Consider the following 16,466-nt stretch of genomic DNA (forward strand, 5'->3'; position numbering starts at 1 on the left):
CTCGCATCAGGCCGCGGAGCGGTGCGGGGGATGGCGAGGTGTGCGGGCGCACGAAAAATCCGGTCAGGGGCTGTGCCCCTGACCGGATGGGATCCGTGTCGATGCGTGCGGTGGCGGAACGGGTCCGCGCAGGGTGTGGTCGCGCTCCGGGTCAGCGACGCGGGCGGGAACCCTGCTCGGCCGGTTCGGCCTGGGGAGCTCCGCCTTGGTTGCCGGGACGCTGCTGCTCGGTGCCGGGGATGGGCAGCTGGATCCGCCGGGTCGGCGGATCGTGCGGGTTTTGCTGCTGCGCGGGGGCGTTGCCGGGCAGGTTCTTGCGCTGGATCTTCTCCGTCGGACCGTCACCCGCGGCGGGCGACTCCGCGCGCTGCTCCCGAGGCTGCGGCGGCCGCTCCTCGGCGACCGCGGTCTCGGCGGACTTGCGCGCCTGCTCGCGCGCCTCGGCGGCGGCTTCCCGCAGCGCGGCTTCCTCGTCGTCCTCCTGCGCGAGCCGGGACAGCAGCGGAGTCGTCTGCCCGAGCAGCTCGGCGGCGTCCCGCAGCTTGCCGGCGACGGTGTCGCGCAGCTCGGTCAGCGAATGCACCTGCTGATCGGCCTTGGTGAGCCTGCGCTGGCACTCCTCGGTGGTGGCGCCCAGCCGCTTCTCCGCGTCGAGGCGAGCCTCCCGGACGAGGCGCTCGCTTTCCCGGGTGCCTTCCTCGACGAGCCGGGTCGCCTCGTCCGTCGTCTCCCGGATCATCCGCTCGGAACGCTCGGTGGCCTCGCTGACCAGCCGCTCGGCTTCCTGGGTGCTTTCGCGCTCGCGCTTCTGCGCGGCTTCGACGCTGTCCTTCTCCCGCTGCTGGGCCGCCGCGGTGCTCTCCTGCTCGCGGCGCTGCGCGGCCTCCGTGCTCTCCCGTTCGAGGCGCTGCGCGGCTTCGGTGCTCTCCCGCTCCAGCTTCTCGGCGGCCTGGGTGGACTCGGTGGTGAGCCTGGTGGCCTCGTCGGTGGCTTCGCGGACCCGCCGGTGCGCCTCGTTGGTGCCCTCCCGCAGCCTGCGGTTGGCTTCCTCGGTGGCTTCGCGGACGCGGCGCTGGGCGTCGGCCTTGCTGGTGGTCTCCTGCTCGGTGAGGGTCTTCATCGACTCGGTCCGCCGCGCGGCCATCGCGATCTCGAAGTCCTCTTCGACCTGCACGCGGCGGGCCTCGGACTCGTCATCGGCGCGCTTGCGGTTCTCCTCGGCCTCGCTGGTGATCCGCTCGGCCTCGGCCTTGGCCTTGTCGAGCACCGAACGGTGCTCCTGCTCCATTTCGGAGCGGCGGGTGTCGACCTCGGCGATGAGCTTCTCGTAGCGGGTCCGCAGCGCGCCGGCCTCCGCTTCGGAGCGGGAGCGCGTCTCGGCGGCGTCCTTCTCCGCGCGCGAGCGGATGTCGTTGGCCTCGTCCTGCGCCAGCCGCAGCATCCGCTGCAACCGCTCGCTGAGCCCTTCCAGCGTCGTCGGCGGCTTCGACAGCCGTTCCACCTGCCCGCGCAGGTTCTCGATCTCCGAGCGGGACGATTCGAGCTGCTTCGACAGGTCGCGTGCCTGCGAAACGGCCGCGTCGCGGTCGGAGGTGATGATGCGCAGATCTGCGTCGACCCGTTCGAGATGCTCGTCGACCTGGGCGCGGTCGTATCCGTTCTTGCGAACGAGGTCGAAGCCCGATCCCAGCGGGAGAAGATCACGGTCGTCGGCGAGGCCCATGGTGCAACGCTACCTGGAAGGCAACAGCGTTGTGGGAGGTGTGGGCGGGATGACGGGAGAATTCGCCGACGTGGACCACCTGGTCGGTGGCGCGGCGCCCCGTATCGGGGCGAAAGTCCCTTGACCGGCCGGCCGGCCAGGGCGAACGGTGAAGTCGTCGGCAGCGCTGGAGGTGATCGACATGGCCACCATGGCGAACGAACCGTCGAAGATCAAGCCGTGGACCCGGTGGCAGGACTGGGCCGCGCTGGTGCTCGGGGTGTACGTGATCCTCGCGACGATGTGGACGCGGACCAGCGGCGGCGCGATCTCGGCGATGGTCGTCCTCGGTGCGCTGCTGGTGCTCGCCGCGGTGTGGTCGCTCGCCATGCCCGGGTCGATGACCAGTGAGTACGCCCACATGCTGCTGGGCGTGCTGCTGTTCCTCGCCCCTTGGGTGCTCGGCTACACGGCGCTGACCGGGGCGGCGTGGACGTCCTGGGTGGTGGGGGTGCTGGCCGTCGTCGTCGGTGCCGCCGCGCTGCCCGAGGCGAACGTGGCGCACGGCAGGGGCATGGCCGCCGGGCAGCACTAGGCCGGGCCGCCCGGGTCCGTGACAGGAAGGTTCCCTTCCTCGCATTCGGCGTCGGAAAGTCGGCGCGGCGCTGTTCGCCCGAGGAGAGGCGTGCCGATGGAAGGAACATCGAGTAGGCGAACGACCCCCTCAGCCGGGGACACCGGCGCGGGCCACGGCGCTCGGCTGCCCGGTGGCACCGGGGCGGGGCCGCTCGGCGGGAGTCCGGCTTCGGCGCGGGATCGGATCCTCTCGGCGGCGGGGGAGTTGTTCGCCGAGTCGGGATTCGCCGCGACCCCCACCTCGCGGATCGCGGAGCGGGCTCAGGTGCCCAAGGGGCTGATCCACTACTACTTCCGCCGGAAACCCGACCTGCTGGTCGCGCTCGTGGAGCGGTTGCCCGCCGAGCAGGTCGACGCCGACCGGGTCGTGATCGCCGGGGACTTGGCGGGCAGCCTCGGCAGGCTGGTCGACGAGCTGGACCGCGAGTGCGCGTCCGCGCCGGCGCTCAACCACCTGCTGTGGCGGGAGGCCGATACGCACAGCGCGGTGCGGCGGGCGTTGCGGGAGCGGTTCCGGGGCGCGGTGGAGCAGGTCCGCCAGGTCGTGGTGCGCGCCCTGCCGGAGCGGGCCGACGACGGCGAGCTGGACACGGCCGCGGTCCTGCTGGCCAGGGCGGTCGACCACCGGCACGCGGTGACCGGGCGGGTCGACCGCGACGCCGCGGCCGACCGCGAGATCGACTTCATCGCCCGCGCGCTGCAACCGCACGTCCCGCGCGGCGCTCGGGTGCGCACCGCCGGAGGCGCCGATCTCGGCTGACGGGCCGTTCAGGCCGCGGGTTCGACGAGCTCCACGAGCACGCCGCCCGCGTCCTTCGGATGCACGAAGTTGATGCGGCTGTCGGCGGTGCCGCGACGCGGGGAGTCGTAGAGCAACCGCAGTCCTTTGGCACGCAGTGCCGCGCTGGCGGCCTCGACGTCGGTCACCCGGAACGCGAGTTGCTGCAGGCCGGGGTTGTTGCGTTCGAGGAACTTCGCGATGGCGGAATCCGGCCGCAGCGGAGCGAGCAACTGGATCTGGGTGGCCCCCGCGGCGTCGCCCGGTGCCCGCAGCATCGCCTCGTGGACCCCTTGTTCCTCGTTGATCTCGCTGTGGGTGACTTCGAGGCCGAAGGTCGAGCGCTGGAACTCGATCGCGGCGTCGAGGTCGGCCACCGCGATGCCGACGTGATCGATGGCGGTGACCAGTCCGCTCAGTTCGCTGTGCATGGCGGGCAGCCTAACGCGCCGTGAACCCGGTGGAAGTGTGCGAAATGTGGCAAGAAAAAGGGGTTGTGCGCTGCTGGGATTGGGCTGATCAGCGGAGTCGGGGTTGCAGTGATCGGCGTGAACATGTTGCCGGTTCACGTCGAAAGGCGAGTGATGGTTGCGAAGAAACCAAACCGGCTGAGACCTCGGCCGCTCCTGATCGCGGCGGTCGCCGCGATCATCACCGTGGGCGCGCCCTCGTTCGCCGTTGCGGCCGGCGGCGGCGGGATCGTCTCCGGTGGCGGTGGCCCCGACCCCGATGAGATCCGGCTCAAGCACGAACGAGCCCGCGTCGCCGCGACCCTGCTGAAGTTCGGGGCCGAATCCTACGAATCCGTGCGAACCGCTGCGGCGGACGCCGCGGGAAGCGCCGACTGCTCGGTGAGCGCGGACGCCGCCACCTACCTGACCTTGGCGACGACCTGGCCCGAAGTCGCAGGATCCGGCGAAGCGCCGTCGCCCATGACCCTGTCCCGCTACGACGACCAGACCGCGCTGGCCGACCCCGAGCAGCGCGGCGACGGGCTGTTCTTCAACCCCGGGATCGGGATCTGGCAGCTCGACTCCGCCGGTCTCGGCGCGGACGAGACGGCGGCCACCGCCATCGACTCGGCCGCCGCCGCGTCGAAGGTCGCGCCGTACCTGGTGGGGAAGTACTGCGACTCGGTGGGCTCCGGTGCGTCCAGCTCGTCCGCGCGCGCCACGGCGTGGAAGGCCTGGCACGCCTGCGACGAAGGAGCCTGCGAGGACGTCTACCAGCGGCTCACCGAAGAAGGGGTCACCAAGGATTCCACCGTGTCCCGGTACGGCGGCGCGCAACCGCGCCAGTGCACCTACGAGGGCGCTTCCTACGACTGCCTCTACGTCGACCCCGACGCCGTCGAAGGCGAGGACGCCTGGACATCGCCGGACTTCGGGCCCGCGCCGGTGCCCGACCCGTTCTACGTCTTCACCTACACCAGCGGCGGCACCGACTACGAGGTCCGCTACTGGCTCGATGCCGACTCCGGCGCGGGAACCGACGTGTCCGCGTCCCGGGAGCTTGGCGTCGACGCGCGCACCGCGCTGCACTGGGCAGCCGACTCCGGCCTCTGCGACACCACGGCCACCCGCGGCGACTGCTGAACCGCTGCGAGCAAGGGAACCTTCCTGTCACCGGTGACAGGAAGGTTCCCTTGCTCGCGGTCCGGGGGCGGCGTGGGGTGGTGTCGGGAACGTTCCCTTCCGGCCGAGGGCGGACTTGTGCGAAGGTGCGCAGATGGCACTGCGTGCCACGATGGGTGTGGTCCGGTCGAGCCGGGTGGGCGCATCATGAAGGCGGTGCGCGGCGCCGCTCGGACGGCGCGCAGCGGTAGTCGATGAGGATGGCCGGGAGGCGACTGTGAGCACTTCTGTGATCGTTTCGGGGGCACGCACTCCGATGGGGCGCCTGCTGGGCTCGTTGAAGGACTTCTCGGGCGCGCAGCTCGGCGGCGTGGCCATCAAGGCCGCGCTGGAGCGAGGCGGAGTCGCCCCCGAGCAGGTGCAGTACACGATCATGGGCCAGGTGCTGACCGCCGGAGCGGGGCAGATCCCCGCCCGGCAGGCGGCCGTCAACGCGGGCATCCCGATGGACGTCCCGGCGTTGACGATCAACAAGGTGTGCCTGTCCGGCCTCGACGCGATCGCGCTCGCCGACCAGCTCATCCGCGCCGGGGAGTTCGACGTGGTCGTCGCGGGCGGCCAGGAGTCGATGACGCAGGCTCCGCACCTGCTGGCGAGCTCCCGCGAGGGCGTCAAGTTCGGCGACGCGCAGCTGGTCGACCACATGGCCCTCGACGGCTTGACCTGTGCTTTCGACGAGATCGCGATGGGCGCTTCGACGGAGAAGCACAACGGCAGGCACGGGCTGACCAGGCAGGAGCAGGACGAGTTCGCCGCCCGGTCGCACCAGCGCGCCGGTGCCGCGGCGGCGCGCGGCGTGTTCGCCGAGGAGATCGCCCCGGTGACGGTGCCCCAGCGCAAGGGCGACCCGATCACCGTCGACACCGACGAGGGCGTCCGGCCGGACACGACGGCCGAAGGCCTCGGCAAGCTGCGCCCGGCGTTCGCCCCCGACGGCACGATCACGCCGGGCTCCGCATCGCAGATCTCCGACGGTGCCGCCGCGGTCGTGGTGATGAGCAAGGCGAAGGCCGAGGAGCTCGGCCTGACCTGGCTGGCCGAGATCGGCGCGCACGGCGTGGTGTCCGGACCGGACGCGAGCCTGCACGAGCAGCCGTCGAACGCGATCAAGGCGGCCTGCGCGAAGGAGCAGGTGGACGCCGCCGAACTCGACCTCGTGGAGATCAACGAAGCGTTCGCCGCGGTCGGCATCGTGTCCAGCAGGGCACTGGGGCTCTCCGACGAGATCGTCAACGTCAACGGCGGAGCCATCGCGCTCGGCCACCCGCTCGGCATGTCCGGTGCGCGGCTCGCGCTGCACCTGGCCCTGGAGCTGCGGCGTCGCGGCGGCGGCACCGGCGTGGCCGCGCTCTGCGGCGGCGGCGGTCAGGGCGACGCGCTGATCCTGCGCGTGCCGCAGAGCTGACCTGCACAACCCGGTGAATCGGGGCGGCGTCGGGGTACCCGGAAATCACCCTGATGCCGCCCTGGTTTTCCACGACCGACCGTGATCACTGTGCGTGCCCGCCGCTACCCTGGTGGGTATGAAGTGGCTTCCAGGTGGATGGCAACGTGCGGATCGGTCGGAACGGGAATGGGCCACGGTGCCCGGCCGCGTCACCGGTAAGAGCGACGCCACCGCGCGGTTCGGGGCGGAACGCGGCGGGCCCGGCACCCGGGTCTACGACAAGCACGACCGGCCGGCGGAGCCGGCGGCACCGATCGGGCTCGGTCCGGAAGCGCAGGACGTGGACGTGTCCGCGGGCAGCTTCCGGATGCTGCTGATCGGCGGCGGGCTCAGCGGCTTCGGCACCGTGCTGTGCGCCGCGACGCTGGCCAACAACGGCAGCAGCGCCGGCGTGTGGATCTGGCAGCTGGTGCTCGGCATCATCTTCCTCGGATTCGTGCTGTCCTCGCGGGGAATGCTCAACAGCCGCGGTTTCCTGCTGGACCGCAGCGGCTTCTACGCGCGCACCCTCGGCGAGGTGTACGGGGTGTCCTGGAACGAGATCTCCGCCATCGGCATCGGCAGCCTGCCGTGGATCGAGCAGAAGCGGCCGGTCCACCCGGAGCGCCGCGTCGCGCTGGAGTTCTACCCGGCCGACCCCGGTTTCGGCGGTCGCCACCCGGAGCTGGACCGCTGGCGGGTCGAGGAGCAGCCATCGCTGCCAGGTACGTCGTCGGTGCGCTACCGCTTCCACCTGCCGCCGTTCACGCGGCTGCCGCGAGCGGTGGAACGCGCCGTGCAGACCGTCGCCCCGCGCAAGTGGGTCGGTCACTACCGCAGGCACCTGCCGCCGGTGAGCATGCCGGACTCCACCAAGCTCTGATCGTCACCAGCCGAGGCTGTTCAGCGGCTCCGCGGGTTCGAGCGCCGGATCGTCGTCCTGGAAGGTGCGCGCACGACCACGGCCGGTCGCCGCGGTCTCGAAGCGCACCGTGACCCGGCCGAGCCCGGCGCCCTGCACCCAGCCGTGCCCGTTCTCCGGGTGGAACACGTCGTCCCCGGCGCGCCACGGTCGGTGCCCGAGCCGCGGAGCCGGTTCCGGTGTCGACTCGCCGTCCGGAACGGGCTCGGACTCGGATTCGTGCGCGGGACTGTCGAACAACGCCTCCTGCTCGGAGGTCGCGAGCCCCGAGTAGGAGACCCCGACCAGCCGGATCGGCGTTCCCGGCGGCACCGCGACCGAGATCAGCCGCCGGGCCGCCGCGCCGAGCGACCCCAGGTCCGAGGTGGCCGTGGCGAAGGTCTCCGCGCGGCTGATCGTCGTGAAGTCCGCGTCGCGGACCTTCACCGTCACGGTGCGTGCGGCCCGGCCGGACGAGACGAGCCTGCGGTGCGCGTGCTCGGCCATGCCGCCCACTTCGGTGGACAGCCGCACCGGCTCGGTGATGTCCACGTCGAACGTGGTCTCCGCGCTGACCTGCTTGGCCTCGGCGCGTTCCGCGACGGGGTGGTCGTCGATGCCGTGCGCCAACCGGTGCAGCTCCGCGCCGTGCGCCTGCCCGAGCAGCGACGTGACGTCGCCGGGATGCAAGGCCGCGAGCTCCCCGATGCTGTAGACGCCGATGCGGTGCAGCTTCGACTCGGTGACGGGCCCGACGCCCCACAACTTGCGCACCGGCAGCCCCGTGAGCAGCTCAAGCTCCTGATCGGGCGGGACCACGAGCGCGCCGTCCGGCTTCGCGAGCCCGGAGGCGATCTTCGCGATCTGCTTCCCGGACCCCGCTCCCACCGACGCCGGTACCCCGACCTCGGTGCGGACCCGTTCCCGCAGCCGCGCCGCGAACCGCTCCACGTCGTCGGTCGAGCCGCCGATCAGCTCGACCGGTTCCAGGAAGGCCTCGTCGATCGAGACCTGACCGACCACGTCGGAGATCTCGCGGACGATCTCGAAGACCCTGCGGCTGACCGCCTGGTAGACGCCACCGCGGGGAGGCAGCACCACCGCCACCGGGCAGCGGCGGCGGGCCTCGGCCATCGGCATCGCCGAGCGGGCGCCGTAAGCGCGGGCCTGGTAGCTGGCGCCGGCGACGGTGCCGCGCGGACCCAAGCCGCCCACCAGGACGGCTCGGTCGGAGACGGTGGGGCGGGTGAGCTGCTCGACGGACGCGAAGAACGCGTCCATGTCCATGTGCAGCACCCATCTCCGCATGCGCACATTCAACGAGATACCCCTGACATCCACCACAGGCCCCGGGGGAGACGGCGCTCCGCCGGTCCGCGGCGGTGCGAGGTGAGCACGGCCGCCCGGGGAGGTGCGGCTCAGTCCTCGTCGGTCTCGTGCTCGGCCGGTTCGGCCGGTTCCTGCTCGGCCGGGGGCGCGAGGAACACCACGCCGCGATCGAGGTCGAGCGGACCGCCCGGATCGTGCTCACGCCCAGGTGTGCCCTGATCGCCCTCGTGCCGAAGCTTGCGCCCCGGGAACAGTTCACCGTAGGAAGCCATGTCCCCAGCGTAGGCCGCCCATCCCCGTCATCACCCGAACCACCGGACCAACCGCGCGAGCAAGGGAACCTTTCTGTCACGGGTGCGAGGAAGGGAACCTTTCTGTCATCGACGGTGTCGTGAGGATGCGGTGGCGTCGGGCTGCGGGGACGGCTCGTCGGCTCGGTCGGGCGCATGGGGGAGGGGAGCTCGCTTGCAGAACCCTCGGGCGCGCGGCCGGGCGGGAGCGGGCAGGGCGGCTCGATCAGCGGCGAGCCGGCGGGCGCGCGGCGGGGTCAGCGCAGCGCCGGGTGACGCAAAAAACCCGGCCGCCACCGGACAACGGTGACGGCCGGGCGGCGGTACGAATCAGAACAGGGCGCTGGCCAGTGCCCTGCGGGCATTGGTGACCCGCGGGTCCCCGTCGGGGAACAGCTCGAACATGTCGATCAGGTGCTGGCGCACGCGGTTGCGATCGTCGCCGGAGGTGCGCTTGACGGTGCGCACGAGCCGGTCGAACGCGGCCTCCACCTGCTGGGTGGCGAGTTCGGCGTCGGAGGCGGCGAGCTGCGCGTCGAGGTCGTCGGGTGCGGCGTCGGCGCGCTCGATCGCGGCCGGATCGGCGTTCTCGGCGCGAGCGCTGAACCGGACTTGGGCGAGGGCGGCCTGTGCCTGCTCGTTGTTCGGTTCGGCTTCGAGGATCTGCCGGTAGGCGGTTTCGGCGGCGGCGAAATCGCCGTTGTCCAGGGCCTCTTCCGCGGCGGTGAACCGGGGGTCTTCGGGTTCTTCTTCGACCTCCGCCGCACCCGCGGCCTGCTCGGCGGCCTGGATGCCGGGGAGCTGTTCGCGCAGGGCGTCGAGCAGCGCGGTGATCCACTGGCGGATCTGCGGCTCGGGCTGCGCCCCGGCGAAGGCCTCGACGGGCTGCCCGCCCGCGATCGCGATCACGGTCGGGATGGACTGCACCTGGAAGAGCTGGGCGATCCGCGGGTTGGCGTCCACGTCGACCTTCGCGAGCACCCAGGTGCCGCCGCTCTCCTGCGCGAGCCGCTCCAGCACGGGGGAGAGCTGCTTGCAGGGGCCGCACCACTCGGCCCACAGGTCGACGACGACGGGGACCTGCATGGAGCGGTCCACCACTTCGGCCTGGAAGGTCGCTTCGGTGACGTCGATGACCGCCGGCGTGCCGGTGGCCGCCGCGTCGTCGGCGTGGCCGTTGGCGGCGGGTGGCCGGGAAGCGTTGTCCGCCTTGTTCTTCAGCGCGGACAGGTCGACTGCGCCCGCCATCGCGGCGGACATGGCTGCGTTCTGGCGTGGATCGGGCCTCGTCACCTCTCCATCCTGACACGGCGCGCGATGCGCACCGTGCGTGGGCAGGGGTTCTCCGGAGGGCGACGAGAACCGGCGCAGGACTGGTCACGGTGCGCTGGCTGAGCCGCTGACGTCTACCTGATCGAGTGTCGATGATCACTCGATCGCTTGACATTACGTGCGAACCCCTCATGTTTCGCCGGGGTGATCGCCGAAGGAGCCACTGTGTCTGCTCGAGAGCGTGCTCTCGGGCCGGCCAGACGGGGAGCCCCGGGAAAGATCCGGGATCGAGCCCCCTGCCCGAAGTTCTAGGAGAGGTTCAGAAAGTGCGTATTGCTACCCGCGTTGCCGGCGCCGCCGGTATCGCCGCCCTCGGCATGGTGTCCCTCGGCTCGACCGCCTTCGCCGACACGGCGGGCAACGAAGGCGTCAACCTGGTCGACGACAACAACATCAGCGCGGTGCCGGTCCAGGCGTGCGGCAACAACGTCGGTGCCGTCATCGGCGTCGTCGTGCCGGTCCTGTCGCCGCAGACCAACGACTGCACCAACGCGCCGGTCATCGACCACCCCTCCGTCAAGGGCTGATCGATCGCGTACGACGACGGCCGGCCGGAGACGTCCCTCGGGACCTCCGGCCGGCCGCGTCTCTCACCGGTCCGTCGACAGGTGCTCTTCGACCCGTCGGACCTTCTCGTGCAACTGCCCGGTGTGGCCGGGGCGGATGTCGGCCTTGAGCACCAGGCTGGTGCGGGGCGAGTGCGCGGACACCGCTTCCGTCGCGCGCTTCACCACGTCCATGACCTCGTCCCAGTCGCCTTCGACGGTCGTGAACATCGACGTCGTCTCGTGCGGCAGGCCTGATTCGCGCACGATCCGCACCGCTTCCGCGACGGCCGCGCTGACGCTGTCGCCATCACCGGAGCCGGACGGTGCCACGCTGAACGCAACCAACATTCGATCTTCCTCCTGCGAGCTGCTCGGGAAAGACTGCGATCATGCTGGATCCCATCGGCATCGTGCTCGTCGGCAGGTCGTGATGCCGAATGGTCATTCGTCCGTTCGGTGCCCGCTGCTAGCGTCGGCATCATGAGCGCCCGTAGCCCGCTGCCATTCGACCCCATCGCACGTGCGGCCGAACTGTGGTCGGAGCGGATCGGGCCATCGACGACGATGGCCGCGGTGACCAGCGTCATGCGGGTCCAGCAGATCCTGCAGTCCGCGGTCGACACGGCGCTGCGCCCGCACAACCTCACCTTCGCCCGCTACGAGGCGCTCGTCCTGCTGACCTTCTCCAGCCGCGGAAGCCTGCCGATGCGCGTCATGGGTGATCGGCTCCAGCTGCACCCCACCAGCGTCACCAACATCGTCGACCGGCTCGAGCACGACGAGCTGGTGCGCCGGGTGCCGCACCCGACGGATCGGCGCACCACGCTCGTCGAGATCACCGATGAAGGACGGGATCTGATGAAGCGCGCCACCGAGTCGGTCAACGAGATCGAGTTCGGGCTGGGCGGCGTGACCGAGCGGCAGACGCAGCAGCTCACCGAACTGCTCGGCAAGGTCCGCCACGCGGCGGGCGATTTCTGAGCCGAACCCGGCTCCACTCGGGGATCTCTCCCCGCACGCCTCCCCATCGGGTCGAGGCGCGTTCGACCACCCGCTCAGCCGCCGCACGCGCGCGCCCTGGTGCGAGGAAGGGAACCTTCCTGTCACCGGTGACAGGAAGGTTCCCTTCCTCGCGGGGGAGCGGGCGTCAGTTCAGGGTGCGCAGGACGTAGCGGACCCGGCCCCAGAACGTGGGGTCCGCGGAGTGCTGCCAGGTGAGCAGGCCGCGGCCGGTCGCCCAGCGTTCGAAGCCGACGGAGGCCAGCGGCGGCACCGAGGACACCAGTGCGAGCACGAGCACGCCGAACGACCAGCGCAGCGGGCTGAACACCACGAGGCAGGTCACGACGTAGGCGGTGAACACGAGGCCGTGGATCCAGCCTGCGACGGTGACGCCTTCGGGTAGCCCGAAGCCGTACTTGAAGACCATCGCGATCAGCAGCGCCGCCCAGGAGCACGCTTCGGCGACCGCGACGAGGCGGAACCATCCCGCGTAGGTACGGAACACCCTCAGACCGCCTTTCGGACGCGGTGCCGCTCACCGGCACCTGATTCCTCCGAGTGTGCCGGGTGCTCGTGGTCACACCGCCACCGGTGACGCCGCGGGCCTGGTGCGCGCGTGGCCGGAATGGTTCCGGAGCGGAATCGAACGGTCCGAAATCAATTCGTGACAACCTTGTCTTCCCGGTTCGCCGCGCAGTTCTGGATCAAGATCGAAAAACCGTCGAACACGGTCGCTCGCGAACGATTCCAGGTGTTCGGTTGCGCCGTTCGGCCGCATTTCTGCGGCCGTCGGCACGCAGGAATCCGGTCGAGCATTGACACCGCTGGTCCAGAGCGGTGAAATCCGCCAGATCATGACAACGTTGTCGGATTCCGGGAATGTTCGGCGAGCCACCATGAACGATGTGGCCCGTCTTGCCGGGGTGAGCATCAAAACGGTCTCCCGGGTCGTCAACGGTGAGACCGGGGTGCATCCGGGCACCGCGGGCCGCGTGCTCACCGCGATCGACCAACTCGGATTCCGCCGCAACCTCGATGCGCGCAACCTCCGGCGCGGCGCCGAAACCGGGATCGTCGGGCTCGTCCTGGAGGACGTCGCGAACCCGTTCTACTCGATGCTGACGCGCGCGGTGGAGGAAGTCGCCCGCGCTCAGGGCTGCCAGGTGCTGACCGGCTCGTCGGGCGAAGACCCTGCCAGGGAACGGGAACTGGTCACCGAATTCCTGTCCCGGCGGGTCGACGGGCTGCTGGTCGTGCCGGCCGGGGACCGGCACGGCTACCTCGCGCGGGAGATCATCACCGGCACGCCGGTCGTGTTCGTGGACCGGCCGGCGGGCGGCGTCGAAGCCGACACCGTGCTGGTGGACAACGTGGGCGGTACGGCCCTGGCCGTCCGCCACCTCGCCGGGCACGGCCACCGGCGCATCGCGTTCCTCGGCGACTCGCCGGGCATCAACACCGCCGCCGAGCGGCTGCGCGGCTTCCGGGAGGGCTGCGCGCAGGCCGGTGTCGCGTTCGACGCGGCGCTGGTGCGGATGGGCCCGCACACCGCGGATTCGGTGGCCGAGGTGCTGGCGGGGCCGTTGTGCGCCGCGACGGCCCTGGTCACCGGCAACAACCGGATCACCGTCCACGCCGTCCGCGCTCTCGCGGGGCGTCCCGGGCGGCCCGCGCTGGTGGGTTTCGACGACTTCGAACTGGCCGACCTGCTGGACCCGCCGATCACGGTCATCACCTACGACGTCCGGGAACTGGGCGCGTCGGCGGCGCGGACCGTGTACGCGCGGCTCGCCGGGGACACCACTGCGCCGCGACGACTGGTGCTGCCCACCCGGTTGTTGCCGCGGGGATCGGGGGAGGTGCCCGCGTGAACCCCCGCGCGCGGTGCCGGACCGACGTGCGCCCGCCCCGCCCCGGTGCCCCGCACCGCCTCGACCGCAGCACCCGAGCCACCTGGAAGGTCTGATGTCCGAACCGCTGTTGGAAGCCCGCGAACTCACCAAGAGGTACGGCGGGGTGGAGGCGTTGCGGGGCGCCTCCTTCACCGTGCACCCCGGCGAAGTGGTCGCCCTCATCGGCGACAACGGGGCCGGGAAGTCCACATTGGTCAAATGCCTTTCCGGTGTGGAGCAACCGGATTCCGGGCAGATCAGCGTGTCCGGGACGCCGGTGACGCTGGACTCGCCGGGCGCGGCCCGCTCGCACGGCATCGAGACGGCCTACCAGGACTTGGCCGTCGCCCCGGACCTGGACCCGGCGGCGAACCTGTACTTGGGGCGGGAAATCCGCCGCGGTGGGCTGCTCGGCAAGCTCGGGATGCTGGACAAGGCGGCCATGCGCGCCCGCGCCGCCGAGCAGTTCGCGACTTTCGGCGTTTCGCTGCCCGACCTGGACGTGCCGATCGGGGCGCTGTCCGGTGGGCAACGCCAGAGCGTCGCCGTGGCCCGGTCGGTGGCCTGGGCGGATCGCCTGGTGTTCCTCGACGAACCGACCGCGGCGCTCGGCGTGGTGCAGCGGGAACGCGTGCTCGACGTGGTGCGCCGGGTCCGCGACACCGGCATCTCGGTGGTGCTGATCAGTCACAACATGCCCGAAGTGCGTTCCGTCGCCGACCGCGTCGAGGTCTTGCGGCTGGGCCGCCGTGTCGCTCGCTTCCGCGCTGCCGACGTGAGCCTCGAAGAGCTCGTGGGAGCCATGACCGGGGCTCTGACCCAGGAGGACGAGAACTGATGTCCGCACCACAACGATCCCCCGAGGACGTCTCCGCGCCCACCGCGGATCCCGCTTCCGGCAAGACCTTCCGCACCCGGCTGGCCGCGTCGCCGACGCTGTGGACGGGTCTGGTGCTGATCGTGCTGTGCGTGCTGTTCAGCGCGGTGCGCCCGGACGCCTTCCCCACGTTGTTCAACCTGCAGACCCTGCTGGTGCAGGCGGCGCCGCTGCTGATGCTCGCGGTCGGGATGACCTTCGTGATCATCACCTCCGGGATCGACCTGTCCGTCGGATCCGTGCTGGTGTTCGCCGGCGTCGTGTCCGCGCAGACGATGGAGGCGCTCAGCGGTGGTGACGCCACCGGCGCCGGATGGGGCGTGATCCTCGTCGGGCTGGTCGTGGCGCTGCTCGGCGGTGCCGCCTGGGGCGTGCTCAACGGACTCCTGGTCGCGGTGGCGCGGGTGCCCGCGCTGATCGTCACGCTCGGCTCGTTCGGCGCGGCGCTCGGCGCGGCCCAGCTGCTCACCAACGGCATCGACGTGCGCACCGTGCCCGCCGCGCTGCGGGAGACGCTCGGCACCGGGACCTCGTTCGGCGTGGTGCCGAACCTGGTGATCCTCGCCGCGATCGTCACCCTGCTCGCGGCCTGGGCGCTGCACACCACCGCGTTCGGCAGGCACACCTACGCGATCGGCTCCAACTCCGAAGCCGCGCGCCGCGCCGGGATCAACGTGAGCAGGCACCTCGTCGCCGTGTACGCGCTGACCGGGGTGCTGGCGGGATTCGCCGGGTTCCTGTCGCTGGCCTACTTCGGCACCACCACGATCAGCGGGCACAGCAACGACAACCTCAACGCGATCGCCGCGGTCGTGCTCGGCGGCACCAGCCTGTTCGGCGGCGTGGGCACGATCCTAGGCAGCGTCATCGGCGTGTTCATCCCCGCCGTGCTCGACGCCGGCTTCGTCATGGCCGGGGTCCGGCCGTTCTGGCAACCGATCGCGGTCGGTGCCGTGCTCGTCGCCGCCGTCTGGCTCGACCAGCGGCGCCGGAGGAATCGCAACAGCCGCTGACCCGCTTTTCAGCACAACGGTGTGTGGAGGAAAAAGTGAAAATCAGGAATCAGATCATGGTCGTGCTGGCGGCGGGAACTCTGCTCGCCGGTTGCGGATCGGGTCAGATCGGGGACACCGGGGGAGCCACCACGGACCCGAACAACAAGAACCTGGCATTGCTCACCGGAATGCGTGGAGAACCGTTCTACGTCTCCATCGAATGCGCGGCGAAAGAAGCGGCGGCGGCCGCCGGGTACGAACTCAACGTGCAGGCGCCGGAGAAGTTCGAACAAGCCGAGCAGGCGCAATTGCTCAGCGGTGTCGTCAGTTCCCAGCCCGGAGCCGTGATCATCGCGCCGACCGATGACAAGGCCCTCGCCACGCCGCTGCAGCAGGCCAAGGACAACGGTGTTCAGGTCGTCGAGGTCGACACCGCGTTGGAGGACAAGTCGGTCGCGGTGACCTCGCTGTCCTCCGACAACCACGCCGGAGGGGTGCTCGCCGCGCAGACCCTCGCCGATCTCGTCGGGCAACGCACCGGCACGGTGCTCGCGCTGAACACGAAGGCCGGGACCTCCACCACCGACGAGCGCGCCCGCGGCTTCGAAGAGGAGATCGCCAAGCACCCCAACCTGCGGTTGCTGCCGACGCAGTACACCGAGAACGAGCCCGCGACCGCCGCCCAGATCGTCTCCGCGACGCTGGCCGCCAACCCCGACCTCGTCGGAGTGTTCGGCACCAACCTCAACACCGGCGAGGGCGCGGGCACCGCGCTCGCCAATGCCGGGAAGTCCGGCCAAGTGCAGCTGGTCGGCTTCGACGCCAGCCCCAAGCAGGTCGACGACCTCCGCAACGGACGCGTGCAGGCCCTGATCGCGCAGAACCCCGCGGAGATCGGCCGCGAAGGTGTCGCCCGAGCCATCGCCGCCATCAAGGGCGAACCCGTCGAACGCGAGACCAGAACGGACATGATCGCCCTCACCCGCGACTCCATGCAGTCACAAGCCCAGTACTTCTACCGCGCCACCTGCTGACCGCGGTTCTGCGAGGAAGGGAACCTTCCTGTCACCGGTGACAGAAAGGTTCCCTTCCTCGCATCCGGGCGCGCGCAGGGGCGTCACGGT

19 protein-coding genes are annotated in these 16,466 nt (G+C 70.8%); 11 read left to right on the forward strand and 8 right to left on the reverse strand.

Annotation, left to right across the window (positions count from 1 at the left end; translation table 11 throughout):
* Positions 1-151 precede the first annotated feature (151 nt).
* On the reverse strand, positions 152-1,723 hold the full coding sequence (locus ACWD38_RS02885; protein WP_450123217.1) for a M protein: 1,572 nt from the start codon (positions 1,721-1,723) through the stop codon (positions 152-154).
* Between the two features lie 181 nt (positions 1,724-1,904).
* Here ACWD38_RS02885 and ACWD38_RS02890 point away from each other — a divergent pair, with 181 nt between their 5' ends.
* Complete coding sequence (locus ACWD38_RS02890; protein WP_246457072.1) at positions 1,905-2,297, forward strand: SPW repeat domain-containing protein; 393 nt, start codon at positions 1,905-1,907, stop codon at positions 2,295-2,297.
* Positions 2,298-2,393: 96 nt separating this feature from the next.
* Positions 2,394-3,098, forward strand: coding sequence for a TetR/AcrR family transcriptional regulator (locus ACWD38_RS02895; protein WP_184482067.1), 705 nt, complete (start codon positions 2,394-2,396; stop codon positions 3,096-3,098).
* Between the two features lie 8 nt (positions 3,099-3,106).
* On the opposite strand, the gene mce is transcribed toward ACWD38_RS02895, so the two are convergent.
* Positions 3,107-3,547 carry a methylmalonyl-CoA epimerase gene (mce, locus tag ACWD38_RS02900; protein WP_184482065.1) on the reverse strand — a complete coding sequence of 147 codons (441 nt, stop codon included), beginning with the start codon at positions 3,545-3,547 and terminating at the stop codon, positions 3,107-3,109.
* Positions 3,548-3,772: 225 nt separating this feature from the next.
* On the opposite strand from mce, the gene ACWD38_RS02905 reads away from it, so the two are divergent.
* From ACWD38_RS02905 to ACWD38_RS02915, 3 genes are all read left to right on the forward strand, one after another.
* Positions 3,773-4,711: a hypothetical protein gene (locus tag ACWD38_RS02905; protein ID WP_450123218.1), complete on the forward strand. Its 939-nt coding sequence runs from the start codon at positions 3,773-3,775 to the stop codon at positions 4,709-4,711.
* A gap of 256 nt (positions 4,712-4,967) precedes the next feature.
* Complete coding sequence (locus ACWD38_RS02910; protein ID WP_184482062.1) at positions 4,968-6,155, forward strand: acetyl-CoA C-acyltransferase; 1,188 nt, start codon at positions 4,968-4,970, stop codon at positions 6,153-6,155.
* A 118-nt stretch (positions 6,156-6,273) separates the two neighbouring features.
* Positions 6,274-7,059 carry a hypothetical protein gene (locus tag ACWD38_RS02915; protein ID WP_184482060.1) on the forward strand — a complete coding sequence of 262 codons (786 nt, stop codon included), beginning with the start codon at positions 6,274-6,276 and terminating at the stop codon, positions 7,057-7,059.
* A gap of 3 nt (positions 7,060-7,062) precedes the next feature.
* On the opposite strand, the gene ACWD38_RS02920 is transcribed toward ACWD38_RS02915, so the two are convergent.
* The 3 genes from ACWD38_RS02920 to trxA form a co-directional block, all read right to left on the reverse strand.
* Positions 7,063-8,385 carry a DNA polymerase IV gene (locus tag ACWD38_RS02920; protein ID WP_450123219.1) on the reverse strand — a complete coding sequence of 441 codons (1,323 nt, stop codon included), beginning with the start codon at positions 8,383-8,385 and terminating at the stop codon, positions 7,063-7,065.
* Positions 8,386-8,495: 110 nt separating this feature from the next.
* Positions 8,496-8,678, reverse strand: a complete 183-nt coding sequence (locus tag ACWD38_RS02925) for a hypothetical protein (RefSeq protein ID WP_184482056.1) — start codon at positions 8,676-8,678, stop codon at positions 8,496-8,498.
* A gap of 348 nt (positions 8,679-9,026) precedes the next feature.
* Positions 9,027-9,956, reverse strand: coding sequence for a thioredoxin (gene trxA / locus ACWD38_RS02930; RefSeq protein WP_450123220.1), 930 nt, complete (start codon positions 9,954-9,956; stop codon positions 9,027-9,029).
* A 338-nt stretch (positions 9,957-10,294) separates the two neighbouring features.
* Between trxA and ACWD38_RS02935 the strand changes: the two genes are divergently transcribed.
* Complete coding sequence (locus tag ACWD38_RS02935) at positions 10,295-10,555, forward strand: hypothetical protein (protein WP_343071559.1); 261 nt, start codon at positions 10,295-10,297, stop codon at positions 10,553-10,555.
* A gap of 63 nt (positions 10,556-10,618) precedes the next feature.
* Here ACWD38_RS02935 and ACWD38_RS02940 read toward each other — a convergent pair whose 3' ends face one another.
* On the reverse strand, positions 10,619-10,924 hold the full coding sequence (locus tag ACWD38_RS02940; protein ID WP_184482054.1) for an MTH1187 family thiamine-binding protein: 306 nt from the start codon (positions 10,922-10,924) through the stop codon (positions 10,619-10,621).
* A gap of 132 nt (positions 10,925-11,056) precedes the next feature.
* Here ACWD38_RS02940 and ACWD38_RS02945 point away from each other — a divergent pair, with 132 nt between their 5' ends.
* Positions 11,057-11,557, forward strand: a complete 501-nt coding sequence (locus tag ACWD38_RS02945) for a MarR family winged helix-turn-helix transcriptional regulator (protein WP_184482052.1) — start codon at positions 11,057-11,059, stop codon at positions 11,555-11,557.
* A 166-nt stretch (positions 11,558-11,723) separates the two neighbouring features.
* Here the strand turns inward: ACWD38_RS02945 and ACWD38_RS02950 are convergent, their stop codons facing one another.
* Together ACWD38_RS02950 and ACWD38_RS02955 are read right to left on the reverse strand one after the other, a co-directional pair.
* Positions 11,724-12,083 (reverse strand): DUF3817 domain-containing protein, encoded by a 360-nt coding sequence (locus ACWD38_RS02950; RefSeq protein ID WP_184482049.1) that lies wholly within the window; start codon positions 12,081-12,083, stop codon positions 11,724-11,726.
* A gap of 72 nt (positions 12,084-12,155) precedes the next feature.
* A complete protein-coding gene (locus tag ACWD38_RS02955) occupies positions 12,156-12,509 on the reverse strand; it encodes a hypothetical protein (RefSeq protein ID WP_184486166.1) in 354 nt (117 codons plus the stop codon).
* Between ACWD38_RS02955 and ACWD38_RS02960 the strand changes: the two genes are divergently transcribed.
* The 4 genes from ACWD38_RS02960 to ACWD38_RS02975 all read left to right on the forward strand — a co-directional run bounded on the left by ACWD38_RS02960 (position 12,475) and on the right by ACWD38_RS02975 (position 16,376).
* Positions 12,475-13,449 carry a LacI family DNA-binding transcriptional regulator gene (locus ACWD38_RS02960; protein ID WP_184482047.1) on the forward strand — a complete coding sequence of 325 codons (975 nt, stop codon included), beginning with the start codon at positions 12,475-12,477 and terminating at the stop codon, positions 13,447-13,449. The genes ACWD38_RS02955 and ACWD38_RS02960 overlap by 35 nt on opposite strands.
* A gap of 94 nt (positions 13,450-13,543) precedes the next feature.
* On the forward strand, positions 13,544-14,308 hold the full coding sequence (locus tag ACWD38_RS02965; RefSeq protein ID WP_184482044.1) for an ATP-binding cassette domain-containing protein: 765 nt from the start codon (positions 13,544-13,546) through the stop codon (positions 14,306-14,308).
* Positions 14,308-15,360 carry an ABC transporter permease gene (locus ACWD38_RS02970; RefSeq protein WP_184482043.1) on the forward strand — a complete coding sequence of 351 codons (1,053 nt, stop codon included), beginning with the start codon at positions 14,308-14,310 and terminating at the stop codon, positions 15,358-15,360. The genes ACWD38_RS02965 and ACWD38_RS02970 overlap by 1 nt, the downstream gene beginning before the upstream one ends.
* 56 nt (positions 15,361-15,416) lie before the next feature.
* Entirely contained in the window at positions 15,417-16,376 is a 960-nt protein-coding gene (locus ACWD38_RS02975) for an ABC transporter substrate-binding protein (RefSeq protein WP_184485680.1), read from the forward strand.
* Positions 16,377-16,466 lie beyond the last annotated feature (90 nt).

The organism is Saccharopolyspora sp. NPDC002578, from assembly GCF_053592695.1.

Coding starts and splice junctions, on each gene's coding strand:
- ACWD38_RS02885 (WP_450123217.1), bottom strand. CDS start 1,723: ATGGGCCTCGCCGACGACCGTGATCTTCTCCCGCTGGGATCGGGCTTC.
- ACWD38_RS02890 (WP_246457072.1), top strand. CDS start 1,905: ATGGCCACCATGGCGAACGAACCGTCGAAGATCAAGCCGTGGACCCGG.
- ACWD38_RS02895 (WP_184482067.1), top strand. CDS start 2,394: ATGGAAGGAACATCGAGTAGGCGAACGACCCCCTCAGCCGGGGACACC.
- mce (WP_184482065.1), bottom strand. CDS start 3,547: ATGCACAGCGAACTGAGCGGACTGGTCACCGCCATCGATCACGTCGGC.
- ACWD38_RS02915 (WP_184482060.1), top strand. CDS start 6,274: ATGAAGTGGCTTCCAGGTGGATGGCAACGTGCGGATCGGTCGGAACGG.
- ACWD38_RS02920 (WP_450123219.1), bottom strand. CDS start 8,385: ATGCGGAGATGGGTGCTGCACATGGACATGGACGCGTTCTTCGCGTCC.
- ACWD38_RS02925 (WP_184482056.1), bottom strand. CDS start 8,678: ATGGCTTCCTACGGTGAACTGTTCCCGGGGCGCAAGCTTCGGCACGAG.
- trxA (WP_450123220.1), bottom strand. CDS start 9,956: ATGTCCGCCGCGATGGCGGGCGCAGTCGACCTGTCCGCGCTGAAGAAC.
- ACWD38_RS02940 (WP_184482054.1), bottom strand. CDS start 10,924: ATGTTGGTTGCGTTCAGCGTGGCACCGTCCGGCTCCGGTGATGGCGAC.
- ACWD38_RS02945 (WP_184482052.1), top strand. CDS start 11,057: ATGAGCGCCCGTAGCCCGCTGCCATTCGACCCCATCGCACGTGCGGCC.
- ACWD38_RS02960 (WP_184482047.1), top strand. CDS start 12,475: ATGAACGATGTGGCCCGTCTTGCCGGGGTGAGCATCAAAACGGTCTCC.
- ACWD38_RS02955 (WP_184486166.1), bottom strand. CDS start 12,509: ATGCTCACCCCGGCAAGACGGGCCACATCGTTCATGGTGGCTCGCCGA.
- ACWD38_RS02965 (WP_184482044.1), top strand. CDS start 13,544: ATGTCCGAACCGCTGTTGGAAGCCCGCGAACTCACCAAGAGGTACGGC.
- ACWD38_RS02970 (WP_184482043.1), top strand. CDS start 14,308: ATGTCCGCACCACAACGATCCCCCGAGGACGTCTCCGCGCCCACCGCG.
- ACWD38_RS02975 (WP_184485680.1), top strand. CDS start 15,417: ATGGTCGTGCTGGCGGCGGGAACTCTGCTCGCCGGTTGCGGATCGGGT.